The following is a 25,658-nucleotide window of genomic DNA, read 5'->3' on the forward strand; positions in this document are numbered from 1 at the left end:
TAGTATACATTGAACTCCACCCGGCCCAAACCGGTCGGCGAATGCACATCACGACTCCACCGGAGCCTTCGCACCTCCGCATGGCGCCACAGGGCGCGGGGCGCGGCTTCGCCCTTCTCTGGGCCGCGGCCGTGCTGGTGCCGCTGATCGGCGTGATGGGCGCCGGGATCATGTCGTGGCAGGACGTGCGGACGGAAGCCGAGGCGCGGATCGACCGCACGGCGGAAATGCTGCGCCAGCATGCGCTGCGCGCCCTCGGCACGCAGGAAGCCATTCTGTCGGCCGCCGCCCGCGCGACGGCGGGGCAGGAATGGGATGCGCTGCGCGGCAGCCGCGCGGCGCATCTGATGCTGTCCGACCTGTCCGCCGCCGGGGCGCCCGTGGTCAGCGGCGTGCTCGTCACCGACGACCAGGACCGCCCTGCCGTCGCCTCCTTCGAATTCCCCGCCCGGCCGGTGGATCTGGGCGACCGCGACTATGTCCGGGCGCTCCGTGCCGGCAGCGCAGCGCGCGCGGTGGGCGAGGTGGTGGAGAGCCGGCCGATGGGCTGGCGCATCTTCCCCGTCGCCCGCACGAGCCTGCCCGCCCCTTCGGGCGGGGCGCCGGGCATCGTCGTCTCCTCCTTCACGCCGACGCCGTTCGAGGAATTCTACGCCGCCGTGGCGGAAACGCCGAACGACGTGGTGGCGCTGCTGCGCACCGACGGCGCCGTCCTGGCCCGCCACCCGCCCGTGCCGTCGGGGCAGGAGGACCGCGCCCGCGCCGCCTTCGCCCAGCTCCTCACCGGCCCGCGGGACGCGGGCGCGCCGGTGGTCGAGCTGCGATCCCCCTTCGATGGCCGTCCCCGGCTCTATGCCGTGCGGGAGGCCGGCGAATGGCCTGTCGTCGTGCTGTACGGGCTGAGTTCGGATGCGCTGCATGCGACCTGGCGGCACCGCATGGTGGCGCCCTTCGCGGGGGGACTCGGCGCGGCGGCGCTGCTGCTCGGCATCACCGCGCTCGCGGTGCGCGGCGCGAAGCTGCAGCATGCCGAGGCGCTGAGCCGCGCGGAGGCCGAGGCGCAGCTGGCGCGCGCCGGGCGGGCCGCTGCCATCGGGCTGCTCGCGGCCGGGCTCGCGCATGACGTGAAGAACCTGGTGCAGGCGGTCCGCAGCGGCGCGCGGCTGATGGAGCGCCGGGCGGAGGACCCGGCCGAGATCCGGCGCTGCGCCGCGCTGCTCGGCGATGCGGCGGAACGCGGGCGGCGGCTGGTGGATGCCATGGTCGCCTTCGCCCGCGGCCAGGCGGAGCAGGAGGAGGCGGAGGCGACGCTCGAAGTCGGCACGGCGCTGCGCGAACTGGCCGAGCTGCTGGGCCGGACTCTCGGCAGCGGCTGGCGCGTGCAGGCGGTCGTGCCTCCCGGCCTGCCGCCCGCCCGCGGCGACCGCGCGGGCTTCGCGGCCGCGGTCATCAACCTTGCCGCCAATGCGCGCGATGCGATGCCGCGCGGCGGCACGGTGACCATCTCCGCCTGGGTCGAACAGCTGGCCGAGCCGCTGGAAGAAGCGGGGCTCAAGCCCGGCCGCTACGTGGTCGCGGCCGTCGCCGACTCCGGCGAGGGGATGGATGCGGTGACGCTGGCCCGCATCGCGGAGCCCTTCTTCAGCACCAAGCCGCCGGGCATCGGCACCGGGCTCGGCCTTGCCACCGTGCGCGGCTTCTGCGCGCGGGCCGGCGGCGCGCTGCGCTTCGACAGCCTGCCGGGACGCGGCACCACGGCCGCCATGTGGCTGCCGCAGGCGTAGCGGCCGGCACGGCAGGCGGGATCTCGCCGGGGCTCCGCCCCTGCCCTATTCCGCCGCGGTGCCCCAGGCGGCGCGCTTGCGGTACAGCGTGGAGGGGCTGATGCCGAGATGGGCGGCGGCCTTCGGGATGTTGCCGCCGCAGATCTCCACCGCGCGCTCGATCGCGTCCCGCTCGATCTCGGCGAGCGGCCGGATCTCCCGCGCGGGGTCGGCGGCCGGCGCGCCACGGCGGGGCGGCGCGGGCGGCGCGGCCCGCAGCGGCACGGGCAGCATCGCGGCGGTCACCTCCTCCGCATCATGCAGCACGATGGCGGTGCGCACGGCATTCTCCAGCTCCCGCACGTTGCCGGGCCAGCGATGCGCCCGCAGCGCGGCCTTCGCATCCTCGGCGAAGCCGCGGAAACGCTTGCCCTCCTCCGCATTGCTCCGCGCCAGCAGCGCCTCGGCGATGGCGACCACGTCCTCGCCCCGGTCGCGCAGCGGCGGCAGCGCGACGGGCACGACGTGCAGGCGGTAGTAAAGGTCCTCGCGGAAGCGTCCGGCGCGCACCTCCTCCATCGGGTCGCGGTTGGTGGCGCAGACGAAGCGCGCATCGGTGCGCCGCAGCGCCGTGCTGCCCACCGGCTGGAAGGTGCCGGTCTGGATGAAGCGCAGCAGCTTGCCCTGCAGCCCCAGGTCCATCTCGCACAGCTCGTCGAGGAACAGCGTGCCGCCATCCGCCGCCTGCGCCGCGCCGACGCGGTCCGCGACCGCGCCGGTGAAGGCGCCGCGCACATGGCCGAAGATCTCGCTCTCGATCAGCTCCTTCGGGATGGCGGCGCAGTTGATCGCGATGAAGGGCCCGGCGCGGCGCGGCGAAAGGCGATGCACCGCCTCCGCCGCCAGTTCCTTGCCGGTGCCGCTCTCCCCGGTGATGAAGACGGTGGCGCGCGACGCCGCCGCCGTCTCCAGCGTGCGGTAGACCGCCTGCATCGCCGGCGCGGCGCCGATGAAGCCCTGGAAGGCGCTGCGCGGCCGCGCGGCCGCAAGGTCCCGCACCTCGCGGCGGAGCTGCGCGCGTTCCAGCGCATTGGCCAGCGTCACCGCCAGGCGCTCGCCGGTGAACGGCTTCACGAGGAAGTCCGTCGCTCCCGCCCGCATCGCCTCCACCGCCTTGGAGACGCTGCCATTCGCGGTCATCACCACCACCGGCAGGTCGCCGTCGCCGCGCTTCAGCGTGCGAAGCACCGTCAGCCCGTCGCCATCAGGCAGCCGCAGGTCGAGCAGCACGCAGTCGGGCGGGCGTTCCGCCGCCATCGCCAGCGCCTCCTCCACGCCGCGGGCGTGCCGCGCCTCCAGCCCCGCGCCGCGCAGGTACTCGGCGTAGACGGCCGCGAGGGAGGCGGTGTCCTCCACCAGCAGGGCGAGGGGGCGGTCAGCCATGGCGGCGCCGGCGCAGCAGCCCGGGCAGCAGCAGCAGCACGCCCAGCACGGCCGGCACCACCCCGTTCGGCAGGACCAGCAGCGGCTGGATCACGTCGTTCCACAGCGCGGGCGAGAGGTTGCGCTGGATGCCCGCCTGCACCGTGTTGAGCAGCGGGGGGTGCAGCTGGAACACGACGCCGCCCAGCGGCGTGCCGAAGCCGAACCACAGCCCCAGCCCCACCGCCAGCGCGACCAGCAGCAGCCCCGCGACCCTCACGCCCAGAGCCGTTCGTTCTGCAGGCCCGTGTAGAGCCCCGCGACGAATTCGCCATAGCCGTTGAACAGCCGCGTCGGCACGCGTTCGTTGCTGCCGATCAGGCGTTCGGTCGCCTGGCTCCAGCGCGGATGCGGCACCTCGGGGTTCACATTGGCCCAGAAGCCGTATTCGCTGCCCTGCAGCGTCTCCCAGAAGCTTTTCGGGCGCTGGTCGGTCAGCGTGATGCGGCTGATCGACTTGCCGGACTTGAAGCCGTATTTCCACGGGAACACCACGCGGAACGGGCCGCCATTCTGCGGCGGCAGCGGCCGGCCGAACAGGCCGACAGGCATGAAGGCCAGCTCGTTCGCGGCCTCCTCGATCGTGCAGCCCTCCACATGCGGCCAGGGGTACCAGCTCTGCCGCAGGCCGACCATGTGCGGCGCGACCTGCGCCGTCTCGAAGCGGACATACCGCGCGCCGCCCTGCGGCCGGACGAGCGCGAGCAGCTTCGACAGCTCGAAGCCGGTCCAGGGCACCGTCATCGCCCAGGCCTCGACGCAGCGCAGGCGGTAGACGCGCTCCTCCAGCCCGATGCGGCGGATCAGGTCGTCCACGTCGAATTCGCCCGGCTGCTCCACCATGCCGTCGACCTTGACCGTCCAGGGCCGCATCGGCATCCGCTGCGCGAGCGTCCAGATGCCCTTGTCGCTGCCGAATTCGTAGAAGTTGTTGAAGGTGACGGGCTCGCGCTCGGCGCTGATCGCCCGTTCGGGGCGGTAGCGCGGGTTGCGCATCGCGGCCGGCAGGTCGGGCAGGTCGGCGGGCAGCCGCGCCCAGGGGTCCTGCGGCTCCCCGCGGCGCCAGAACTGCGCCCGCGCCGCGCCGGGGGCGAGCATGGCGCCCGCGCCCGCCGCGGCCATCAGCGCCCGGCGGTTCAGCACCAGATGCTCCGGCGTCGCCTGGCTCTCGGGGATCTCCCAGCCGCGCCTGCGGTGGATGGACATGGCGGTCTCCCTCATCCGGGTCGGTCGACTCTACAGGATCGGGCGCCGCACCGCCGCGTCAAGGACGCGGCAGCACCGCGGCAGGTGGCAGGTCCGGCACGGTGGCGACGCGGAAGGCGCGGTAGCGTTCCGCCTCGATCCCCCGCCGGCTGCGGCGGAGCGGTCCCTCGGCCGGCAGGAGCGGCTCGGCGCCCGGCCAGTCCGGCGCGCTGTCGCGCCGTTCGCTCTGCACCAGCAGGCCGGCGGCGCCCGGCGCGGGGCGGGGCAGGTCGAACAGCGCCCAGCGGTGGTGCAGCGCCACCACCGGCACGCCCGCAGGCAGCCGCAGCGCAAGCTGGGAGGCGAGGCCGTATTCCTCCGCCGCGACGAATGCCGCGCCGATGCGCCGGCGTTCCCGTTCCACCTGCGCCGCGAATTCGTCCCAGCCGCCGAGGCGCGCGAGAGTCGGGTCCTGCCGACGGGACAGCGGCAGCGGCGCGAAGGCCGCCTGGACATAGGCGCCGAGCGCGAGCGCAAGGCCGAGCGCCGCCGCCGGTCGGCGCCAGCGCAACAGGCTCGGCGGGCAGTAGGCCGCCGCCGCGATGCAGGCGGCGGGATAGAGGATGGCGGGCCAGTTGCCCTGCACGCGGCTGCCGGTCGCCTGCCACAGGAACAGCGCCGCGCCGGGCAGCACCATCGCCGCCAGCAGCGCCGCCGCCGCATCGCCGCGGCGCGCCCAGGCCATGGCCGCCACCCCGCCCCCCGCGACGCAGAGCACGAAGACCCCCGGCGTCGCCAACCCCGCCTGCCCGGCCACCAGCTCGCCCAGGAAGCGGAGCGTGAACCCGGCCTCGTCCGTGCCGGCGCGGCCGCCCTGCTTCGCGAAGGACGCCCAGCCATGGGCCGCGTTCCACAGCACCACCGGCAAGAAGACCAGCGCGGCGAGCGCCCCGCCGGCATGGAGCCGCCAGTCCCGCCACCAGCGCCAGGCCGGCCGGCTGGCCAGCAGCCAGGCGACCGCCCCCGCGCCCAGCAGCACGGCGGTGTATTTCGACAGCAGCGCGAGCCCCGCCAGCAGCCCGAAGGCCAGCCACCACCGCCCGTCGCCCGTGGCGTGCAGCCGCGCAAGCGCCCAAAGCGCCGCGACCCAGAACACCAGCAGCGGCGTATCCGGCGTGGCCAGGATGCCGCCGACCCCGACCAGCAGGGTGGCGTTGAACAGCACCGCCGCCCAGATCCCCGGCCGCCGGTCCGGGAACAGCGCGTCCGCCGCGCGCGCCAGCAGCACCGACGCGACCGCGAGGCCGAGCGGCCCCATCAGCCGGATGCCGAACGTCCCCTCCCCGGCCAGCAGCGTGCCCGCGCGGATGAACAGCGCGACCATCGGCGGATGGTCGAGGTAGCCGGCCTGGATCACCCGCGACCAGACCCGGTAATAGGCCTCGTCCGGCGCCAGCGGCACGACGCCCGCCACCACCAGCCGCAACGTGGTGAGGCCGGCCAGCGCCAGGGCCCAGCCCCTCATCGCGTGCGCCACACCAGGGTGGAGGAGACGGCGTAGTTCCACACGACGGTGATCAGGGCCCCGGCCGCGCCCGCCAGCCCCCAGGCCAGCACGCCGTCCTGCACCAGCACGCTCGCGATGCCGACATTGGCCGCCGCCCCGATCCCGCAGACCAGGTAGAACAGCGCCAGCCCCCGCCACAGCCGCGCACCCCGCAGCCGCGCGTCGCGGTAGGTGATGCGGTTGTTGAGGATGAAGTTCGCCGTCATGGCGACGAAGGTCGCCGCCCATTGCGCCGCGGCGAAGCCGAGGCCGAGCCACCCCACCAGCGCACCGAGAGCCGCCATGTGCACCAGCACGCCCAGGCCGCCGACCGCCGCGAAGGCCACGAAGCGCAGCGGCACCGCCCCGCCCGTCGCCTTGTCCAGCAGCAGCCCCGCGAATTCCAGCAGCACGGTCGCGTCGAGCTTGCTTTCCCCCTGTTCTCGGGCGCGGAAGGCATAGGGGATCTCCGCCACGCGGAGCGGCCGGCGGGCGGAGAGGAGGATGTCGAGCAGGATCTTGAAGCCGCGCGCGGCCAGCCGGGGCGCGACCTCCTCCACCAAGGCGCGGCGCAGCAGGAAGAAGCCGCTCATCGGGTCCGCGACCGGGGTCGGCAGCAGCGCCCGGGCCAGCCGCGCCCCGCCTTCCGACAGCGCCCCCCGCGCCGCCGAGAAGCCGCCCGCCGCCGCGCCGCCCGCCACATGCCGGCTGCCGACTGCGATGTCGGCGCCCCCCTCCACCGCCGCCAGCATCGCGGGCAGGATCGTCTCGTCATGCTGCAGGTCGCCGTCGATCACCGCCACGAAGGGTGCCGAGACGGACAGGAACCCCTCGACGCAGGCCGAGGCCAGCCCGCGCCGGCCGATCCGCCGCAGGCAGCGCACCCGCGGGTCGCGCCCCGCGATCTCCCGCGCCGCGGCCGCCGTGCCGTCCGGGCTGTCGTCGTCGACGAAGACCGCTTCCCAGTCCAGCCCCGCCAGCGCGGCATCGAGCCGCGCGACCATGGGCGCGACATTGGCCGCCTCGTTGTAGACGGGGATGATGACGGCGAGGCGGGCGGCGGGGCTCTGCACCCGCGCGGTCTAGCGCGCCGGACGGGCCCTCGCCAGCCGGCCGGGTGGACCTCGGGGCGACACACATCAAGCCGAGTTGAACGACGGCTTCGGGAACCGGAAGGGACGTGGCAACGACTGGCGGCGCATGATGGGGCCGGAATCGGGTGAAGGTAGCGTGACGATGGCCGACGGCATGGCGGGGTTCGAGGGCGCGGGGGCACGCGTGAGCGCGCCTGCGTCGACGCCCCCGCCTGCACCGGCAGCGCCACCGCGACCGCCCCGTCGGCCCCTGCTGGCCCTGCGGCTCGCCGCGGTCGTGCTGCCGCTCATCGCCCTCGTCCTGGCGGGGATGGGGACCTGGCAGCTGGTGCTGCAATCGGCCACGGTGCGGGTGGAACGCGCGGCGGAGATGCTGCGCGAACACGCGCGCAGCATCATCGGCGGCAAGGACCTGGCCATCGCGGCGGCCGAGTTCCGCGCCGGCGGCCTCTCCTGGCAGGATATCCGCACCAGCCGCGACCTCTACGACTTCCTCGTGATGCTCGACACCTCCTCGACCCTCGCCGGGGGGATCGCCTTCGTCGATCCGGGCGGGCGGCTCGCGATGTCCAGCATCGCCCCCATGCCGGGCGCGCAGGTCGACCTGTCGATGCGCGACTATGTGCGCGCCCACCCCGCAGGCTCGGGCCTGAGGGAGGCACCCTTCATCGGCGAGGTGGTGGTGACACGCCCCTCTGGCTTCCTCGGCTTCCCGGTCGCCCGGCAGCGCCGCGGCGCGGATGGCAACGGGGACGGGGGCAATGTCGTCGCCACCCTGCCGTCGAGCGACCTGCAGGCCTTCTACGCCGGCATCCGCGAGACGCCGGGCGATTCGGTGATGCTCCTGCGGGTGGACGGGGCCGTGCTCGCCGCCGTGCCGCCGCCGCAGCCGGCCGAGGGCGCGCGGCTGCCGGAAGCCTCGGCCGCCGCGCTGCGCCGCCTGCGCGACGGACCGCCGGCGGTGGAGTGGAGCCGCCTTTCGGGCGACGGGCAGCAGCGCCTGACCGCGCTGCGCCACGTCCCGGGGCTCGGCGTTGCGGTCGCCTACGGCCTCGCGCCGGAAGCCCTGCGCCAGGACTGGCTGCGGCGCATGGTCGCGCCGCTTGCCGGCGCGGTCGGGGGGATGCTGCTGCTCGGGGCGCTGGTGCTGCAGACGGAACGCGCCCTTTTCGCGCGGGCGGAGGCCGATGCAAGGTCGCGCAGGGCCGAACGGCAGGCGACGCTCGGGCTGCTGTCGGGCGGGCTCGCACATGATTTCGGCAACATCACGCAATCCGTCCTCGCCGCCGCGCATCTCCTCGGCAAGCATGCCGGAAACCCGGACCGGGTGCGGGTGATCGGGGAACACCTGGCCCGCCACGCCGAACGCGCGGCCGCCCTGTCCCGCCGGATGCTCGACCAGACCCGGCGCAGCGGCGCCGCCGCCGGCGGGTCGCATGGGCGCGTCGCGGTCAGCGCCCGGCTGAGGGAATTGTCCATCCTGCTCAACGCCACGCTCGGAGCCGGCATCCGCGTGCGCTGCGACGTGCCGCCGGACCTGTTCGGCCGCGGCTTCGACCCCGCGGAGCTCGAGACCGCGCTGATCAACCTCGCCGCCAATTCCCGCGACGCGATGCCGCGAGGGGGAGAGGTGCGGATCGCCGCCGAACGCGTCGCCCTGCCTGCGGACCAGGCGGCCTCGCTCTCGCTTCCGGCCGCCGCCTATCTGCGCGTGATGGTGGAGGATGACGGGATCGGCATGGACGCCGCGACGCTGCGCCGCTTCGGGGAAGCCTTCTTCACCACCAAGCCGGAAGGCCAGGGCACCGGGCTGGGCGTGGCGATGGCGGCGGCCTTCGTCCGGGCGGCGGGCGGCGCCATACGCGCCGACAGCGCACCCGGCCGCGGCAGCCGGGTGACGCTCTACGTGCCGGCGGCGTAGCGCCCGGCGCGCCGGCGGTCAGGCGCCGGCGATCTTGCGGCGCAGATCCGGCAGCAGCGCCGCGATCTCCTCGCGCGTCCAGACGCACATCTCACGCGGGGGGAAGGGGAAGATGTAGTCGGCGATGCGGAACGCGACCTGGGGCGGGAACATGAAGGGTTCCGAGAACAGGTCGATCAGGCGGAACCCGCCCGCTGCCATGTCCTTGTTGCGAAACCCGCTGATGTTCAGGTGCGTCGTGGTGAACAGGTACCGCACGCCGGACCGGCAGAAATTCTCCAGCGCCTTCAGGATGTCCGCCAGGGGCAGGTGGAACCAGCAGTCCCGGCAGAACCACACATCGGCGTCGGGGAACGGATCGCGGGTGATGTCGAAATGGAGGTACCGCCCGTCCGGGATCGGCTTCTCCTCCTCCAGCCGCGCGATGACCTCGCTCGACACGTCGCCGCCGATGTAGCTGATCCCTGGCTTGAACTCGACCTTCCGCATCCAGTTCAGGTCGCCGCAGGGCGCATCGAAGAAGGTCTTGATGCCGAAGCGGCGCGCGAAGAAGGGCAGCTGGTGGCGCAGGTTGACCGTGTAGTGCAGGGTCGAGCCGCCGCCGCTGCGGCTTTCGCGATTCTTCCAGTGGTTGTCGCGGTAGATCTTGTCGAAGACGCCGGTCAGGTCGTCGGACATGGAATTCTCCTCGGCCTGCGCCGCGCCCATGCCGCGGCCGGCGCCGGACGGCCCCGTGCGACCGCGCAGGGGCGGATATTGATGGTGAGCCCGGTGGGACTCGAACCCACGACCCCATGATTAAAAGTCACGTGCTCTACCGGCTGAGCTACGGGCTCCCGCGATCCGGGCGCCATGCGGCACCCGGACGGCGCGGTTAGGCGTCGGCGGCCGGGGTGCTGTCAACCCCAGAAGCCGGGGCGGCCGTGCCGGGGCGGAGGGACTTCACGCGGTCGGGCTCGCGCACCATCCCGTTCGGGCCCTGGCCGCGCTTGATCTTGTCCACCACCTCCATGCCGGCGGCCACGCGGCCCCAGATGGTGTACTGGCCGTCCAGGCTCGGCGCCGGCGCGAACATGATGAAGAACTGGCTGTTGGCGCTGTTCGGGTTGTTCGTCCGCGCCATGCCGCAGGTGCCACGCACGAAGCGCGCCTTCCCCGGCGGGGTGAATTCGGCGGGCAGGTCCGGCAGGTCGGACCCGCCGGTGCCCGTCCCGGTCGGGTCGCCGCCCTGGGCCATGAAGCCCTCGATCACGCGGTGGAAGGGCGTGCCGTCATAGAAGCCGCGCTCGGCGAGGGTGCGGATGCGCTCCACATGCTGCGGCGCCAGGTCCGGCAGCAGCTCGATCGTCACCGTGCCGTCCTTCAGTTCCAGCAGCAGCGTGTTCTCGGGGGCGGGCGTCGTGTCGCTCATCGGGGGGATCCTGGATCGCTTTCGGTCGGTGTCACATGCAAGGTCGTGCAGCGCAAGCGATGGGGGGTCAGGCGTCGGCCGCCACCACCATGCGGCGCAGGCGGTCGGGGTCCTGCACGATGCCGTTCTGCCCGCTGCCGCGCTTGATCCTGTCCACCGCCTCCATGCCGGCGACCACGCGGCCCCAGATGGTGTACTGGCCGTCCAGGCTCGGCGCCGGCGCGAACATGATGAAGAACTGGCTGTTGGCGCTGTTCGGGTTGCTGGTCCGCGCCATCCCGCAGACCCCGCGGACGAAGCGCGCGCGGGCCGGCGGGGTGAATTCGGCGGGCAGGTCCGGCAGGTCGGACCCGCCGGTGCCGCGGCCGGTGGGGTCGCCGCCCTGGGCCATGAAGCCCTCGATCACGCGGTGGAAGGGCGTTCCGTTGTAGAAGCCGCGGCGCGTCAGCAGCTTGATCCGCTCGACATGGCGGGGCGCGAGGTCGGGGAGGAGCTGGATGGTGACGCGACCGTCCTTCAGCTCCATCAGCAGCGTGTTCTCCGGATCCGTCTGCGCCAGGGCGCCGCGGGCGGCAAGCGGAAGGGCGAGCCCGGCGGCGACCAGCGCGCGGCGGGGGATCGGTGCGGTCATTCGGCGGCGTCCTTGCGGCTCTGCACGCGCGCAAGCGTGCGGTCGAGGGTCAGCGGCGGCACGAAGGAGGAGATGTCGCCACCGAGCTGCGCGATCTCCTTGACGAAACGCGAGGAGATGAACTGGTTCGTCTCGCTCGCCATCAGGAAGACGGTCTCGATCTCGGGGTCGAGGCGGTGGTTCATCCCGGTCATCTGGAATTCGTAGTCGAAATCCGTCACGGCCCGCAGGCCGCGCAGGATCATCTGCGCGCCGACCTCCCGCGCGAAACCCACCAGCAGGCCGGTGAAGGGGCGCACCACCACGTCGCAGCCGGTGCGGGCGGCGATGCGGTCGGTCTCGGCCCGCACCAGCTCCACCCGTTCCTCGAGCGGGAAGAGCGGGCCCTTGCCGGCGTTGATCGCCACGCCGACCACCAGGCGGTCCACCAGCCGCGCCGCGCGCGCGATGACGTCCAGATGGCCGTTGGTCACCGGGTCGAAGGTGCCGGGGTAGAGCCCCGTCTTCGGGCTAGGCATGCGCATCTGGCTCCGTCGATCCCACTCCGGCGGCCTCGGCCGTGCCGTTCGCCGCCGGCTCCTCCTCCATCACCGGGAAGCAGGAGGTGACGCGCTCGTCCCCATCCGGCCGTGCCAAGCGCACGCCCATCGCGGTGCGGCCCGTGACCCGCACCTGGTCGGACCGCGTGCGGATCAGCTTGCCGCCATCGGTGACGAGCAGGATGTCGTCCCCCGTGCGGATCGCGAAGGTCGCCACCACTTCGCGCCCTGTGCGCCACTTCGCGCGGTCATCGAAGCCGATGGCGCGGATCCCCTGCCCGCCCCGCCCGGTCAGGCGGTATTCGTAGGCCGAGGTGCGCTTGCCGAAGCCCTTCTCCGTCACGGCCAGCAGGAACTCCTCCGCCTCCTCCAGCTCGGCGAAGCGTTCGGGGCTGAGGCTCACGACCTCCCCCACCTCCTCCAGCTCCTCGATCGGCTGCCCCGCCGCGTCGCCGTTGGCCTCGGCCGGCTCCTCGCCGCTCAGGCGCCGCTTCTGCGCGGCGGCCTTCAGGTAGGCCGCGCGTTCTTCCACCGTCGCCGGCACATGGCGCAGGATGGTGAGGGAGATGACGGTGTCGCCCGGCTGCAGGCGGATGCCGCGCACGCCGTCCGAGGCGCGTCCGGCGAAGACGCGCAGCGTCTCCTCCTCCGCCTGGAAGCGGATGCAGCGGCCCTTGCAGGTGGCCAGAAGGATGTCGTCGCCCTCGCGGCAGGTGGCGACGCCGATGAGGCTGTCGCCCTCCTCGAGCTTCATGGCGATGAGGCCGGTGGCGCGGACATTGCGGAAGTCCGACAGCTTGTTGCGCCGGACATTGCCCTGCGCGGTCGCGAAGACCAGGTGCAGGTTCTCCCACAGGCTTTCGTCCTGCGGCAGGGGCAGCACCGCAGTCACCGTCTCGTCCTGCTGCAGCTGCAGCACCTGGCGCAGCGACCGCCCGCGGCCCGTCGCGCCGCCTTCGGGCAGCTGCCAGATCTTCTCGCGGAAGGCCATGCCGCGGCTGGTGAAGAACAGCACCCACTGGTGGGTGTGCGCGACGAAGCTGCGGACGACGATGTCGTCCTCCCGCGTGGCGGCGCCGGTGCGGCCGCGCCCGCCGCGGTGCTGCGCGCGGAACAGGTCGAGCCCGGTGCGCTTGACGTAGCCGTCGCGCGTCAGCGTCACGATCATCGTGCCCGGCTCGATCAGGCTCTCGTCGTCCTGGTCGGCGACGCCGTCGACGATCTCCGTCATGCGCGGGCTGGCGAGCTGCGCGCGCACCGCCAGCAGCTCCTCCACCATCACCTCCCTGCGGCGGATGGGGGAGCCGAGGATTTCGAGGAGGGCGCGGATGGTGGCGCCGACCTCGCCGAGTTCGGCGTTGATCTTCTCCCGCTCCAGCCCGGTCAGGCGCTGGAGGCGGAGCGCGAGGATGCCGTTCGCCTGTTCCTCGGTGAAGCGCACGGTGCCGTCGGCCGACACGGTGTTCCGGTGGTCGTCCACCAGCGCGAGCAGCGTGCCCACATCGGCCGCCGGCCAGTCCCGCGCCATCAGCCCCGCGCGGGCCGCATTGGCGTCCGGCGAGCTGCGGATCAGCGCGATCACCTCGTCGATGTTGGCCACCGCGATGGCGAGCCCGATCAGCTGGTGGCCGCGGTCGCGCGCCTTGCCCAGCCGGAAGCGCGAACGCCGCTGGATCACCTCGTCGCGGAAGCGGATGAAGGCCATCAGCGCGTCGCGCAGGCCCATCGTGCGCGGCCGCCCCTCGTCGAGGGCGACGAAGTTCACGCCGAAGGAGGTCTGCAGCTGCGTGTAGCGGTAGAGGTGGTTCAGCACCACTTCCGGCGTCGCGTCCTTCTTCAGCTCGATCGCGATGCGCAGCCCGTCGCGGTCGCTCTCGTCGCGGAGGTCGGAGATGCCCTCGATCGCCTTGGCGCGCACCAGCTCCGCGATCTTCTCGATCAGCGTCGCCTTGTTCACCTGGTAGGGGATCTCCGTCACGACGATCATCGACCGCCCGCCGCGCATCTCCTCGATGGCGGCCTTCGCGCGCAACGGGATGGACCCGCGCCCTGTCTCGAAGGCGGATCGGATGCCGGCGCGACCGAGGATCAGGCCGCCGGTCGGGAAGTCCGGCCCGGGGATGATCCGCATCAGGTCTTCGAGGCTGGTGTCCGGTTCCGCGATCAGCTTCAGCGTCGCGTCGATCACCTCGCCCGGGTTGTGGGTGGGGATGTTGGTCGCCATGCCCACCGCGATGCCGCCCGCGCCGTTGACCAGCAGGTTCGGGAAGGCGGCGGGAAGGACCTTCGGCTCCTCGGCCGATTCGTCGTAGTTGGGGGAGAAGTCGACCGTGTCCTCGTCGATTCCCTCCAGCAGCGCGCCCGCGGCGCGGGCCAGCCGCGCCTCCGTGTAGCGCATGGCCGCGGCGGGGTCGCCGTCCATGCTGCCGAAATTGCCCTGCCCGTCGATCAGCGGGATACGCATGGAGAAGGGCTGCGCCATCCGCACCATGGCGTCGTAGATCGCCGAGTCGCCGTGCGGGTGGTACTTACCCATCACGTCGCCCACCACGCGGGCCGACTTGCGGTGCGGCTTGTCCGGCGTGAAGCCGTTCTCGTTCATCGCGAACAGGATGCGGCGATGGACCGGCTTCAGCCCGTCCCGCGCATCGGGCAGGGCGCGGCTGACGATCACCGACATGGCATAGTCGAGATAGGACCGCCGCATCTCCTCCTCGAGCGCGACAGGCGCGATGTCGGAGGGCGGCGGGGCGGCGCCGTTCGGGTCGCCAGGCGGGGCGGTGTCGCTCAACTCGTGGTCCTCATCGCGTCCCCGGCATCGGACCGGGGCGGGCAGTTCGCTTCAGGCGGGGCGCCGGGAGGCCACGCACGGCCCCGCCCCGGTCGGCGGGGATCGGGGGGCCATGCCCCGGCACCGCGGACACGGCCATTCCCCCTTCCCTGCGCTGCAATATAGGCGCGCGCGGCCCCGCGCACAAACGCGCCAGCCGCGGCCGGCATGCCGCCCTCCGGGCGCCTCAGAACGGGATGTCGTCGTCGAGGTCCGCCTTGGCCGGCGCGCGGCCGCCGCCCGAAGAACGGCCACCGCCACCGCCATTGCCCTGTGGTTCCCAGCTTCCCGGGCGCCCGCCGCCGGAACGTCCACCGCCCCCGCCGCCATAGCTGCTCCCGCCGCCCTCGCCCGGGTCGCCGCCCATCTCGCCACCCGTGCCGCGGCCGCCGAGCAGCGCGATCTCCCCGCGATACTGGCGCAGCACGATCTCCGTCGTGTAGCGGTCCTGGCCGGACTGGTCCTGCCACTTCCGGGTCTCGAGCTGGCCTTCGAGATAGACCTCGGACCCCTTCCGCAGGTATTTCTCCGCGATCTCGCCCAGCTTCTCGTTGAAGATCGCGACCGAATGCCACTCGGTCCGCTCCTGCATGTTGCCCTCGCGGTCCTTGTAGCGTTCGGAGGTCGCAAGTCGCAGGTTCACCACCCGGCCGCCATTCTGGAAATTCCGCACTTCCGGGTCGCGGCCGAGCCGGCCGACGAGGATCACCTTGTTCACACCGGCCATGGCGCCGCATCCCTTGATCTGTCGGGCGGAATGTACCCGCCCGGCTCGAAGCAGGCCAGCCATGCGTGCCGGCCGCGCCGGGGACCCCTGCCGAATCCCCTTTCCGCCCCATCTATATGGTGTAGAACCCCCCAGAACACAATGCGAACGTCGTTCCGGGCCGTCCGGCCGGGCACGGCGCCGCTGCATCGGCATCGGTGACCCATGACCGGCTTGATCCGCATCCGCGGCGCGCGGGAACACAACCTCAAGAACGTCGACCTCGACATCCCGCGCGACACGCTGACGGTGGTCACCGGCCTGTCGGGCAGCGGCAAGTCGTCGCTCGCCTTCGACACCATCTACGCCGAGGGCCAGCGCCGCTATGTCGAGAGCCTCAGCGCCTATGCGCGGCAATTCCTGCAGCTCATGCAGAAGCCGGACGTGGACAGCATCGAGGGCCTGTCGCCGGCCATCTCCATCGAGCAGAAGACCACCAGCCACAACCCGCGCTCCACCGTCGGCACGGTGACCGAGATCCACGACTACATGCGCCTGCTCTGGGCGCGCGTCGGCGTGCCCTATTCCCCCGCCACAGGCCTGCCGATCGAGGCGCAGACGGTCAGCCAGATGGTGGACCGCATCATGGCCATGCCGGAAGGCACGCGCCTGCTGCTGCTCGCCCCCGTGGCGAAGGGGAAGAAGGGCGAGTTCAAGAAGGAGTTCGCCGAATACCAGCGCCGCGGATTCGAGCGCGTGAAGGTGGATGGCACGCTCTACCAGATCAGCGAGGCGCCGGAGCTCAGCAAGAAGCTGAAGCACGACATCGAGGTGGTGGTGGACCGCATCGTGGTGCGCGACGGCTCGCAATCCCGCATCGCCGACAGCCTCGAGACGGCGCTCGGCCTTGCCGAGGGCGTCGCCTACGCCGAGAACGCCGATGGCGGCGAACGCACGGTCTTCAGCCAGAAATTCGCGTGCCCTGTCTCCGGCTTCACCATCGAGGAGATCGAGCCGCGGCTGTTCAGCTTCAACAGCCCGCAGGGCGCCTGCCCGACCTGCGACGGGCTCGGCAGCCAGAGCTTCTTCGACCCGATGCTTGTCGTACCCGATGATGGCAAGTCGCTGAAGGATGGCGCGGTCCAGCCCTGGGCCGGCGCTTCCTCGCCCTATTACGACCAGACGCTGGAAAGCCTGGCGCGGCACTTCAAGGTGGCGATGACCACCCCCTGGGCCGAGCTGCCGAAGCCCTTCCGCCAGGTGGTCCTGCACGGCACGGGCGCCGAGGTGGTGACGCTGAAATACAAGGACGGGCTGCGCGCCTACGACGTGAAGAAGTCCTTCGAGGGCGTGATCCCCAACCTCGAACGCCGCTACCGCGAGACGGACAATCCCTGGGTGCGGGAGGACCTGTCGCGCTACCAGGCCGACCGCCCCTGCCCGGCCTGCCTCGGCCATCGGCTGAAGCCCGAATCCCTCTCCGTGAAGGTCGCCTCGCGCCACATCGGCGAGGTCAACGCCCTGTCCATCCGCAAGGCGCGGGACTGGTTCGCGGGGGTGATGGCGACGCTGACGCCCCAGCGCGCCGAGATCGCGCGCCGCATCCTGCGCGAGATCGAGGAGCGGCTGCAGTTCCTGGTGGATGTGGGGCTCGACTACCTCTCGCTCGGCCGGTCCTCCGCCACGCTGTCCGGCGGGGAATCGCAGCGCATCAGGCTCGCCTCGCAGATCGGCAGCGGGCTGACCGGCGTGCTCTACGTGCTGGACGAGCCCTCGATCGGGCTGCACCAGCGCGACAACGAACGCCTGCTCGCCACGCTGCGGCGCCTGCGCGACATCGGCAACACCGTGCTGGTGGTGGAGCATGACGAGGATGCGATCCGCAGCGCCGACCACCTGATCGACATCGGTCCCGCCGCCGGCAAGGGCGGCGGCCGGGTGATCGCCCAGGGCACGCCGGCCGAGGTGGAGCAGCACCCGGACAGCATCACCGGCCAGTACCTGTCGGGCGCGCGCCGCATCCCGATGCCGGACCGGCGCCGGCCGCCGGACCCGAAGCGCCTGCTGCGCGTCGTCGGCGCGCGGGGGAACAACCTCAAGGACGTCAGCGCGGAGATCCCGCTCGGCACCTTCTGCTGCGTCGCCGGCGTGTCGGGCGGCGGCAAGTCCACGCTGGTGATCGAGACGCTCTACAAGGCCGCGTCCCGCCGCCTGATGGGCAGCGGCCAGGTGCCCGCCACGCATGAGCGGATCGAGGGGCTGGAGCATCTCGACAAGATCATCGACATCGACCAGTCGCCGATCGGCCGCACCCCGCGCTCCAACCCCGCGACCTACACCGGGCTTTTCGCGCCCATCCGCGACTGGTTCAGCGAATTGCCGGACAGCCGCGCGCGCGGCTACGCCCCTGGCCGCTTCAGCTTCAACGTCAAGGGCGGCCGCTGCGAGGCTTGCTGCGGCGACGGCGTGCTGAAGATCGAGATGCACTTCCTGCCCGACGTCTACGTCACCTGCGACACCTGCAAGGGCAAGCGCTACAACCGCGAGACGCTGGAGGTGAAGTTCCGCGGCAAGTCCATCGCCGACGTGCTCGACATGACGGTGGACGAGGGGGTGGAGTTCTTCTCCGCCGTGCCCGCCATCCGCGACAAGCTCGTGGTGCTGCGCGATGTCGGCCTCGGCTACATCCATCTCGGCCAGCAGGCGACGACGCTGAGCGGCGGCGAGGCGCAGCGCATCAAGCTTTCGAAGGAATTGTCGCGCCGCGCCACCGGCCGCACGCTCTACATCCTCGACGAGCCGACGACGGGGCTGCACTTCGAGGATGTGCGCAAGCTGCTCGAGGTGCTGCACGCGCTGGTGGCGCAGGGCAACACGGTGGTGGTGATCGAGCACAACCTGGAGGTCATCAAGACCGCGGACTGGATCCTCGACCTCGGCCCCGAAGGCGGCGAGGGCGGCGGGCGGATCGTCGCCGCCGGCACGCCGGAGGAGGTGGCCGCGGTGGCGGAAAGCCATACCGGGCGGTTCCTCGCCCCGATCCTGGCGCGGGACGGCGCTGTGGTGGCGGCGGAGCCGGTGCGGAAGTGCAGGCGGGCCTGATCGCGGCGGGCGGGGTGCCCGCCGGCATGGCTCACCCTGGCCAGGGCCACTTCACCAGCCCGAACCCGCCCTTGCGGATGGTGGCGTAGGCGCCGATCGGCATCTTCGGCAGCACGCCGAAGGCGTCGAGCGCGAGCTGGGTCGGGCACCACTTCGCGAAGTCGCGCAGGCCGGGGATGAAGTTCTGCGCGACCTCGTAGCCGCCTAGCCAGGCCATGGGCCGCCCCTGCTTCTCCCGCACCTTCGGGTCGGGGTCCTCCATCACCGGCCGCGCCCGCCCGTTCCACGCCCGCAGCCTGTCGCGCGTGATCACCCAGAACAGCGTGTCGGCCACGCCGAAATCCGGCGTCAGGGCCAGCTTCATCCGCACCATCTGCTCGATGCCGGTGCCCGCATCCTCCCCCCGCGCGGCGATTTCGAGGAAGGTCCCGCTCTCCATCCACCAGGGCGAGGTGAGGTTGACCCAGTCGGGGATGGGGTTGCCCCGGTCGTCACGCGAATGGCCGATCCGGATCAGCACCGTGCCCTTGCGGATCTTCACCTCCTCGGGCCAGGTGATCCCGCCCCGGGGCAGCGTCCCCGGCGTGCCGTTCCAGCCGCGCGCGAAGTCCCGGTTCCGCTCTCGCGCAGGGCCGATGAATTCCGAGTCGTTGGCAGCCATGCCCCAGCCTAGCAGCCGGCGGGAAGGCGCGTCAGCAACCTGGAGCCGCGGCAGGCCCGCATCCCGCCCCGGGAACGGAATGGGCGCCGGCTTCGTTCTGTGCTCGTCGCCCGCGCGGCCGCGTGGCCTGACGCCGATGCCTGCCCGGGGAGGCCCGCCTGGCACGGAAAGAAGACGAGTTTGGGGAGGCGGGGATGCGATTGAACCAGAGGCTTGGCTCCGGCCCGGATGAGGTGCTGCTAGCGATCAGCCAGGACGCCTACCGCGGCGATGCCCGCTACACTGTCAGCATCGACGGCCGCCAGGTGGGCGACGTGCTCCCTGCCGGTGCGCTCCGCTCCCTCGGCGAGACGGACACGGTGACGGTGGCCGGAAATTTCGGGCCGGGGGTGCATGAGGTGGCAGTCACCTTCCTCAACGATGCCTGGGGGGGATCGGCAGGCGCGGACCGCAACCTCCATGTCGAGGGCGCAAGCTTCGAGGGCCGCCCCCTCCTCGACGACAGCGTCACGCTCTACACTGCGGGAACCCGCGTGATCGGTACCTTCCGCGATGCCGTGCCCGTGACCCGGACCATCGGCACCGGCCCGGACGCGATCCTGCTGCGGATGAGCCAGGATGACTGGCGCGGCGATGCGAGATACACCCTCAGCGTCGACGGCGTGCGGGTCGATGGCATCCTGACCGCGGGTGCGGAACGCCAGTTCGGCCAGCAGGACAGCATCACCGTGCGGGGCGATTTCGGCCCGGGCCCGCATCGGCTGACGGTGGAGTTCCTGAACGACGCATGGAGCGGATCGGCCGGCGCGGACCGCAACCTCTATGTCGAGGGGGTGTCCTACAACGGCGTGGAGGTCCCCGGCGCCGCGCTCGCGCTCTACACCGACGGCGCGCAGGACATCGCCTTCGGCGCAGGGCCCCGGCCGCCGCAGCAGGTCACCATCGGCTCCGGCCCCGATGCCGTGGTGCTCCGCATCAGCCAGGACGCCTTCGAGGGCGATGCCCGCTACACCGTCAGCATCGACGGCGTGCAGGTCGGCGGCGTGCTTACGGCGGGGGCCCTGCGCTCCCTCGGCCAGGCCGACACGGTCACGGTCCTCGGCGATTTCGCGCCGGGCGCCCACCGGGTGACGGTGGACTTCCTCAACGATGCCTGGGGCGGCGGCCCCGAGGCCGACCGCAACCTCTATGTCGAGGGCGCCAGCTTCGAAGGCCAGTCCCTGTTCGACACGCCCCGCGCGCTTTTCACCTCCGGCCCGCAGGAGGTCGCGAGCTTCAGCGAGGCCCTGTCCACGGGCCGCGGCATCGGGCTCGGCGCCAGCACGCTGCTGCTGCGGATCAGCCAGGACGACTGGCTCGGCAATGCCGAATACGTGGTGCGGGTGGATGGCGTTCCGGTCTTCGACGCGCCCCTGTCCGCGAGTTCCGAACGACGCGACGGCAGCTACGACACGATCTACATCTCGCGCGACTTCGCGCCGGGCGAGCACAGCGTGACGGTGGAATTCCTCAACGATGCCTGGGGCGGGTCGGCCGATGCCGACCGCAACCTCTATGTGGAGGGCGCCGCGCTGAACGGCGAAGCCCTTCCCGGCAGCAGCGCGGAGCTGTTCGCCAACGGCGTCCGGCAGGTCGCGACCTTCACCGTCCCGCCCCCGCCCGCGCCGGTGGCGCTGACCGGGACCGGCGGTCCCGACCGCCTCCAGGAAACGCTGGCCTTTGGCGACGTCTTCACGGGCAATGCAGGCGCGGATGCCTTCGCCTTCGGGGTCGGCGTTTCGCTCGCCCCCTTCTCACCCAGCGCCGCCTTCCAGACGCGGCTCGGCACCGGCATCGGTCCGGGGGAGCGGGATGTGATCCTCGATTTCCAGCAGGGCGAGGACGTGATCGACCTGTCGGCCGCGCTCCGGTTCGGGCGGCGCGCCTTCTCGGTGGATGACACGTTTCGCTTCATCGGCACGGCGGAGTTCACCGGCACGGCCGGGGCCGCGGGCCCGCCGCAGCTGCGCTACACGGTCGCGGACGGGCGGACGATCCTGCAGATGGACGCCGCCGGCACGTCCTCCTTCTCGGGCGACGGCACCGTGGATGCGGAGATCGAGCTGGCCGGCACCTTCGCCCTGCGGGCCGCGGACTTCATCCTGTGACCACCGCCGCCCCTGCGCTATGCGGGGGCGGCGGCCCTCAGGCCGGCCGGAAGCCGATCTTCGCGAAGGCAGCCCGCGCAGCGTCCGAGCCGAACAGCGCCATCAGCGCCCGCGCCTCCTCCCCATCCCGGATCACGGCAGCGCGGTAGACGGTCCAGAGCTGCAGCGCATCGGGCAGCAGGCCCACAAGCTGCACGCCCGGCCGGTCGATGATCTCGGTCGCCTGGCTGAAGGCCAGCGCCACCTCGCCGCGGGCGATCATGTTGATGCCCTCCACCCCGAAGGGCACCAGGCGCAGCTTCGGCCGAAGCTGGTCGAGCAGGCCCATGCGCTCCAGCACCGCCTGGACGTGCCGCCCCGCTGTCGCGCCGCGCGCCGGATCGGCGAAGGCGATGCTGTCGGCGGCCAGCAGCGCCGCGCGGAAGGCCTCCGGCGTCGCGATGTCCGGCGCCGCCCGGCCCGCCGGCGCGGCGAGCCCGACCCCGGTGCGCCCGACCTCCGCGATGCCGTCCGCCGGCACGATCCCCCGCGCCGCGATCACCGCGACGGCCTCGGCCGAAAGCAGCGTCACGGCCGGGCGGTCGCCACCCAGGATGCGGTCGCGCAGCGCGCCGACCGTGTCGTAGAGCGCATCCGGCACCGGCCGCCCCGCCGCGCGCAGCCCCTCCCGCAGTTCCTCGACCGCGTGCTTGACCGCGCCCGCGGCATAGATGGGCGGCATCCCGGCGGCGGAGGTCGCGACCTGCGCCCACGCCCCGGCCGGCAGGGCGAGGCTGGCGAGGAAAAGGTGGCGGCGCTTCGGCATCATGGTGCTGGTCCTCCCGTTTCGCGGCAGGATGGCATGGTCAGACGCGCCCGCGCAGCCCCGCCCAGGTGACCGCCAGGCGGTCGCCAAGGCCGCGCGGCGCAGGCACTTCCCGCCCCGCCGCCAGCCGCGCCAGGTCGCGCCGGGCCAGCACCGCGGACAGCGCGACCGGGAGTGCGGCCCGCGGCAGCACCACCTCCAGCGCCGCCCGCAGCATCGCGCCCCCCTCCTCGGCCAGCGCGCGGCGGAGCGGCGCGGCGCGGGCTGGCTCCGTCACCACCGCCTCGGCCGACAGCCCGGCTTCCTCCAGCGCATCGCGCGGCAGCAGGCAGCGCCCCTGTGCGGCATGGGCGGGAAGGCTGCGCAGCACCCCCGCCAGCCCGTAGCAGGCGCCGATGCGCTGCAACGCCGGCAGCGCGGCCCCCTCGACGCCGAGCGCGCGGCCCATCGCCGTCGCCAGGCCGCCCGCGGTGGCGCGGAGATAGGCGCCGAAGGCGCCGCGCGTCGGCATGCCGCCTTCCTCCATCTCCATCTCCCGCGCATCGGCCAGGGCCAGCAGGTCCCGCGGGTCGAGCGCGCCGGAGGCAAGGGCGGCATGCAGCGGCCCCGCCACCTCGTGCCGCCGCGCCGGCCTGCCCTCGGCGGCCTCCTCCACCGCCTCGCGCCACCATTGCAGGCGGATCAGGGCCGCGATGGGGTTCGTCGCCGCCTCTCGGGCGCGGGCGATCTCGTGGTTGTAGGCGAGCAGCGCGAACAGCGCCGGCCGCCGCGGCGCGGGCGCGAACAGGGTGCAGAGGAAGCGGTCCGGGTCGTGCCGGCGCACGAATCCGGCAAGGTCGGGCTGGGCGTCGGGGGCGTCTGGCATCCCCCGGCAGATGACCGCCCGGCGCGCCAGGCGCAAGCACCGCTGCGCGGTTGACGCCCCCTGCCGCCGGTCCTAGGTCAACCGCGGCAACGAACTGCCAAACGGGAGAGATCCATGCCCTTCAGCCTGCCGCCCCTTCCCTATTCCACCAATGCCCTCGCGGGCCAGGGCATGTGCCAGGAGACGCTCGAACTCCACCACGGCAAGCACCACAACGCCTATGTCACGGCGCTGAACGGCCTGGTCGAATCCAAGGGCCTCGCCGGCAAGACGCTGGAGCAGATCGTGGCCGATGCCGGACGGCAGGGCGCCGACGGCCTGCCCGTGCTGAACCAGGCCGGCCAGCACTGGAACCACCTGCTGTTCTGGCAGGTGATGTCGCCGAAGGGCGGCGGGGACAGGCTGCCGGCGGCGCTGGCCGCGAAGATCGACAGCGACCTGGGCGGCCTGCAGGCCTTCAAGGACGCGTTCAAGCAGGCGGGCGTGACGCAGTTCGGCTCCGGCTGGGCCTGGCTGATCGTCAAGGCGGACGGCAAGCTCGCCGTCACCAAGACCCCGAACGGCGCCAACCCGATCTCGACCGGCGAGGGCACGCCGATCCTCGGCTGCGACGTGTGGGAACACGCCTACTACCTGGACTTCCGCAACGTGCGCCCGAACTACCTCGACAACTTCCTGAACAAGCTCGTCGATTGGGACGTGGTGGACAGCCTCCTCCAGCAGGGCGGGCTGAAGTCCGGCCAGGCCGCCTGAAGGCGGGCGCCCGTGCCGGCCGTGGCGACACGGCCGGCACGGGCGGTGCCGCGGGTGGTCAGGCCTTCGCCGCGTCGTTCGCCGCCTCGGGCGGCTTCACCACGCTGCCGATCGTGCCGCGCACGACGGTGACGCGCACGCCCGGCGCGATCTCCACCTCCACCTCGTCGCTGTCGTCGCGCACCTTGGTCACGGTGGCGACGATGCCGCCTGCGGTGATGACCTTGTCGTTGCGCTTCAGCGCCTGGAGCATGGCGCGGTGGTCCTTCATCTTCTTCTGCTGCGGGCGGATCAGCAGGAAGTAGAACACCGCGAAGATCAGCAGCAGCGGCAGCAGCTGCATGATCACCGCCCCGGTGCCGCCTGCGGCATCCTGGGCATAGGCGGGAGAGATGAACATGATGAGGTCGGTCCGGCTTCCGTCCTGCCCGGCGGGGTTGCCAGGGGCGCGGCGCGCAACCTAACTGTCGGCCCCTTCCCGTCAATATATCCCCCGGACCCACGGCCTTGACCGACGCCCATGCCCTGCTGCCCATGCTGACCCGCATCGCCGAGGCGCTGGAGCGGCTGGCCCCGCCCGTGCCGCCGAAGCCCGATCTCGGCGCCGCGGACGCCTTCGTCTGGCACCCGCTGCCGGCGCCGCGGCTGGCGCCCGTGCGCAGGGTCTCGGCGGTGGAGATGGTGCTGCTGCAGGGGGTGGAGCGGCAGAAGGCCATCCTGCTCGAGAACACGCTGCGCTTCGCGCGCGGCCTGCCGGCCAACAACGCGATGCTCTGGGGCGCGCGGGGCATGGGCAAGTCGTCGCTGGTGAAGGCCGCCCATGCCGAAGCCAACGCCGAGGCGCCCGGCAGCCTCGCCCTCATCGAGATCCACCGCGAGGACATCCGCACCCTGCCGGATCTGCTGAACATCCTCCGGGCGGAGGACCGCCGCTGCCTGGTCTTCTGCGACGACCTGTCCTTCGAGCGCGAGGACGCGGACTACAAGGCGTTGAAGTCGGTGCTCGACGGCGGGATCGAGGGAAGGCCGCCCAACGTCCTGTTCTACGCCACCTCGAACCGCCGCCACCTGATGCCGCGCGACATGATCGAGAACGAGCGCAGCACCTCCATTAACCCCGGCGAGGCGGTGGAGGAGAAGGTCTCCCTGTCGGACCGCTTCGGGCTCTGGATCGGCTTCCACAACTGCGACCAGGACACCTTCTTCGCGATGATCGAGGGCTATGCCGCCCATTTCGACCTTCCGATCGGGGCGGAGGAGCTGCGGCGCGCCGCCGTGGAATGGAGCGTGACGCGCGGCGGACGGTCGGGCCGTGTCGCCTGGCAATTCGTGCAGGAGATGGCGGGGCGCCTCGGCGTGCGCATCGCTGCCTGAAGCAGGCGGGCGGCCGGCTTCCTTGCCGGCGGCCTGACGGCTGGATGAATTCGCGGTCGCAAACAACTGCGCCGCTTGCATCGCCTCGCGAATTCGTGAGCCATGGGCCCGCGTGCCACGCCATGTCCGGCATCGGGTCCGGGCAGCGTGACGGCACAAGGAAATCCCCATGACCGCCATCACGAACCTGACGCTCGCCCCCTTCGCGATGTTGTTCCGCCAGGCCCATGCGCATCCCTGGCTCGCCATCGCCATCAGCTTCGCCGCGGGCCTCGGGGCCGACCTCACTGGGCACGATCTCTGGGCCTGCGCGCTGGTGTCCTTCGGTTCCTATGTGATGATGTGGCTTGGCGAACGCGACCGCCCGGCGGAGCAGGGCACGCACGCGGAGAACATGTAGCCCGCGACGCCCGGGTGCCGGCGACGAGCCGGGCCCGGGACATGCGCCGGCCCGCAGCGGGTAGCGGGCTCCGGGTTGCTCCCTTTCGCCGGCAGCCCCACGCGGAATATGTTGCATCCCGGCGAGCGGCCTGCGCAGGTTGCTGCCGCGCGCGTCCGTGCGCCCCGCACCGGGGCGAAGGGGCCCCCGCCCCGTCCATGAAGGAAATCCCGGTGAAAAGCCTGTTCTCCGCGGCGCTCGCGCCGATCGGTCTCGCCTGGGGCCTGGCCGAGCGCCATCTCTGGGTCTCGATGGCTCTCGTCACGGCGCTCGCCTTGGTCGGCTGGATGATCGGCCGGCCGATGGCGACCCTCGGCTTCAGCTTCGTGCTCGGCGTGCTGCTGATGCGCGCCGATGCGATCCTTGCGGGCCCGACCCCGGCGCCGCTGGCCTGACGGCAGGGG

At 72.4% G+C, this 25,658-nt stretch carries 23 protein-coding genes and 1 tRNA gene; 8 read left to right on the plus strand and 16 right to left on the minus strand.

Annotation, left to right across the window (positions count from 1 at the left end; genetic code table 11):
* Positions 1 to 80 precede the first annotated feature (80 nt).
* Positions 81 to 1,784, plus strand: a complete 1,704-nt coding sequence (locus ACK8OX_RS04295) for an ATP-binding protein (RefSeq protein WP_430662686.1) — start codon at positions 81 to 83, stop codon at positions 1,782 to 1,784.
* A 45-nt stretch (positions 1,785 to 1,829) separates the two neighbouring features.
* On the opposite strand, the gene ACK8OX_RS04300 is transcribed toward ACK8OX_RS04295, so the two are convergent.
* The 5 genes from ACK8OX_RS04300 to ACK8OX_RS04320 are packed head-to-tail and all read right to left on the minus strand — an operon-like array spanning position 1,830 to position 7,049.
* Positions 1,830 to 3,206: a sigma-54-dependent transcriptional regulator gene (locus tag ACK8OX_RS04300; RefSeq protein ID WP_430662687.1), complete on the minus strand. Its 1,377-nt coding sequence runs from the start codon at positions 3,204 to 3,206 to the stop codon at positions 1,830 to 1,832.
* Entirely contained in the window at positions 3,199 to 3,465 is a 267-nt protein-coding gene (locus ACK8OX_RS04305) for a hypothetical protein (protein WP_430662688.1), read from the minus strand. Before ACK8OX_RS04305 ends, ACK8OX_RS04300 begins: the two co-directional genes overlap by 8 nt.
* Positions 3,462 to 4,451 carry a protein-methionine-sulfoxide reductase catalytic subunit MsrP gene (msrP, locus tag ACK8OX_RS04310; protein WP_430662689.1) on the minus strand — a complete coding sequence of 330 codons (990 nt, stop codon included), beginning with the start codon at positions 4,449 to 4,451 and terminating at the stop codon, positions 3,462 to 3,464. The genes ACK8OX_RS04305 and msrP overlap by 4 nt, the downstream gene beginning before the upstream one ends.
* Positions 4,452 to 4,509: 58 nt before the next feature.
* Positions 4,510 to 5,955, minus strand: coding sequence for a glycosyltransferase family 39 protein (locus ACK8OX_RS04315; protein ID WP_430662690.1), 1,446 nt, complete (start codon positions 5,953 to 5,955; stop codon positions 4,510 to 4,512).
* The gene (locus ACK8OX_RS04320) at positions 5,952 to 7,049 is read right to left on the minus strand and encodes a glycosyltransferase (protein ID WP_430662691.1); all 1,098 of its coding nucleotides are present in this window, start codon (positions 7,047 to 7,049) and stop codon (positions 5,952 to 5,954) included. The genes ACK8OX_RS04315 and ACK8OX_RS04320 overlap by 4 nt, the downstream gene beginning before the upstream one ends.
* Positions 7,050 to 7,347: 298 nt before the next feature.
* On the opposite strand from ACK8OX_RS04320, the gene ACK8OX_RS04325 reads away from it, so the two are divergent.
* On the plus strand, positions 7,348 to 8,991 hold the full coding sequence (locus ACK8OX_RS04325) for an ATP-binding protein (RefSeq protein WP_430662692.1): 1,644 nt from the start codon (positions 7,348 to 7,350) through the stop codon (positions 8,989 to 8,991).
* Between the two features lie 18 nt (positions 8,992 to 9,009).
* Here the strand turns inward: ACK8OX_RS04325 and ACK8OX_RS04330 are convergent, their stop codons facing one another.
* The 7 genes from ACK8OX_RS04330 to ssb form a co-directional block, all read right to left on the minus strand.
* The gene (locus tag ACK8OX_RS04330) at positions 9,010 to 9,669 is read right to left on the minus strand and encodes a class I SAM-dependent methyltransferase (RefSeq protein WP_430662693.1); all 660 of its coding nucleotides are present in this window, start codon (positions 9,667 to 9,669) and stop codon (positions 9,010 to 9,012) included.
* Positions 9,670 to 9,751: 82 nt separating this feature from the next.
* Positions 9,752 to 9,827: transfer RNA gene (locus ACK8OX_RS04335), tRNA-Lys, on the minus strand.
* Positions 9,828 to 9,865: 38 nt separating this feature from the next.
* On the minus strand, positions 9,866 to 10,402 hold the full coding sequence (locus ACK8OX_RS04340) for a peptidylprolyl isomerase (protein WP_430662694.1): 537 nt from the start codon (positions 10,400 to 10,402) through the stop codon (positions 9,866 to 9,868).
* A gap of 67 nt (positions 10,403 to 10,469) precedes the next feature.
* Positions 10,470 to 10,928, minus strand: coding sequence for a peptidylprolyl isomerase (locus tag ACK8OX_RS04345; RefSeq protein ID WP_430662809.1), 459 nt, complete (start codon positions 10,926 to 10,928; stop codon positions 10,470 to 10,472).
* Positions 10,929 to 11,029: 101 nt separating this feature from the next.
* Positions 11,030 to 11,551 (minus strand): pantetheine-phosphate adenylyltransferase, encoded by a 522-nt coding sequence (gene coaD / locus ACK8OX_RS04350; protein WP_430662695.1) that lies wholly within the window; start codon positions 11,549 to 11,551, stop codon positions 11,030 to 11,032.
* Positions 11,544 to 14,279, minus strand: coding sequence for a DNA gyrase subunit A (gene gyrA / locus ACK8OX_RS04355; protein ID WP_430662810.1), 2,736 nt, complete (start codon positions 14,277 to 14,279; stop codon positions 11,544 to 11,546). The genes coaD and gyrA overlap by 8 nt, the downstream gene beginning before the upstream one ends.
* Before the next feature lie 310 nt (positions 14,280 to 14,589).
* Positions 14,590 to 15,129: a single-stranded DNA-binding protein gene (ssb, locus tag ACK8OX_RS04360; RefSeq protein WP_430662696.1), complete on the minus strand. Its 540-nt coding sequence runs from the start codon at positions 15,127 to 15,129 to the stop codon at positions 14,590 to 14,592.
* 204 nt (positions 15,130 to 15,333) lie between these two features.
* Between ssb and uvrA the strand changes: the two genes are divergently transcribed.
* Positions 15,334 to 18,210: an excinuclease ABC subunit UvrA gene (gene uvrA / locus ACK8OX_RS04365; RefSeq protein WP_430662697.1), complete on the plus strand. Its 2,877-nt coding sequence runs from the start codon at positions 15,334 to 15,336 to the stop codon at positions 18,208 to 18,210.
* Between the two features lie 31 nt (positions 18,211 to 18,241).
* On the opposite strand, the gene ACK8OX_RS04370 is transcribed toward uvrA, so the two are convergent.
* Entirely contained in the window at positions 18,242 to 18,871 is a 630-nt protein-coding gene (locus ACK8OX_RS04370) for a hypothetical protein (RefSeq protein ID WP_430662698.1), read from the minus strand.
* A 200-nt stretch (positions 18,872 to 19,071) separates the two neighbouring features.
* On the opposite strand from ACK8OX_RS04370, the gene ACK8OX_RS04375 reads away from it, so the two are divergent.
* A complete protein-coding gene (locus ACK8OX_RS04375; protein WP_430662699.1) occupies positions 19,072 to 21,018 on the plus strand; it encodes a carbohydrate-binding domain-containing protein in 1,947 nt (648 codons plus the stop codon).
* A gap of 37 nt (positions 21,019 to 21,055) precedes the next feature.
* On the opposite strand, the gene ACK8OX_RS04380 is transcribed toward ACK8OX_RS04375, so the two are convergent.
* Entirely contained in the window at positions 21,056 to 21,826 is a 771-nt protein-coding gene (locus ACK8OX_RS04380) for a molybdate ABC transporter substrate-binding protein (protein ID WP_430662700.1), read from the minus strand.
* A gap of 37 nt (positions 21,827 to 21,863) precedes the next feature.
* Positions 21,864 to 22,688, minus strand: a complete 825-nt coding sequence (locus ACK8OX_RS04385; RefSeq protein ID WP_430662701.1) for a squalene/phytoene synthase family protein — start codon at positions 22,686 to 22,688, stop codon at positions 21,864 to 21,866.
* Positions 22,689 to 22,802: 114 nt separating this feature from the next.
* Between ACK8OX_RS04385 and ACK8OX_RS04390 the strand changes: the two genes are divergently transcribed.
* Positions 22,803 to 23,441, plus strand: coding sequence for a superoxide dismutase (locus ACK8OX_RS04390; protein WP_430662702.1), 639 nt, complete (start codon positions 22,803 to 22,805; stop codon positions 23,439 to 23,441).
* 58 nt (positions 23,442 to 23,499) lie between these two features.
* Here the strand turns inward: ACK8OX_RS04390 and yajC are convergent, their stop codons facing one another.
* Complete coding sequence (gene yajC, locus ACK8OX_RS04395; protein WP_430662703.1) at positions 23,500 to 23,841, minus strand: preprotein translocase subunit YajC; 342 nt, start codon at positions 23,839 to 23,841, stop codon at positions 23,500 to 23,502.
* Positions 23,842 to 23,975: 134 nt separating this feature from the next.
* On the opposite strand from yajC, the gene ACK8OX_RS04400 reads away from it, so the two are divergent.
* From ACK8OX_RS04400 to ACK8OX_RS04410, 3 genes are all read left to right on the plus strand, one after another.
* Complete coding sequence (locus ACK8OX_RS04400; RefSeq protein WP_430662811.1) at positions 23,976 to 24,815, plus strand: ATP-binding protein; 840 nt, start codon at positions 23,976 to 23,978, stop codon at positions 24,813 to 24,815.
* Positions 24,816 to 24,984: 169 nt separating this feature from the next.
* Positions 24,985 to 25,215 carry a hypothetical protein gene (locus ACK8OX_RS04405; protein WP_430662704.1) on the plus strand — a complete coding sequence of 77 codons (231 nt, stop codon included), beginning with the start codon at positions 24,985 to 24,987 and terminating at the stop codon, positions 25,213 to 25,215.
* A 212-nt stretch (positions 25,216 to 25,427) separates the two neighbouring features.
* On the plus strand, positions 25,428 to 25,649 hold the full coding sequence (locus tag ACK8OX_RS04410) for a hypothetical protein (protein WP_430662705.1): 222 nt from the start codon (positions 25,428 to 25,430) through the stop codon (positions 25,647 to 25,649).
* The last annotated feature ends 9 nt before the right edge of the window (positions 25,650 to 25,658 follow it).

This window comes from Falsiroseomonas sp. CW058 (assembly GCF_050563535.1).
Classification (GTDB): domain Bacteria; phylum Pseudomonadota; class Alphaproteobacteria; order Acetobacterales; family Acetobacteraceae; genus Falsiroseomonas.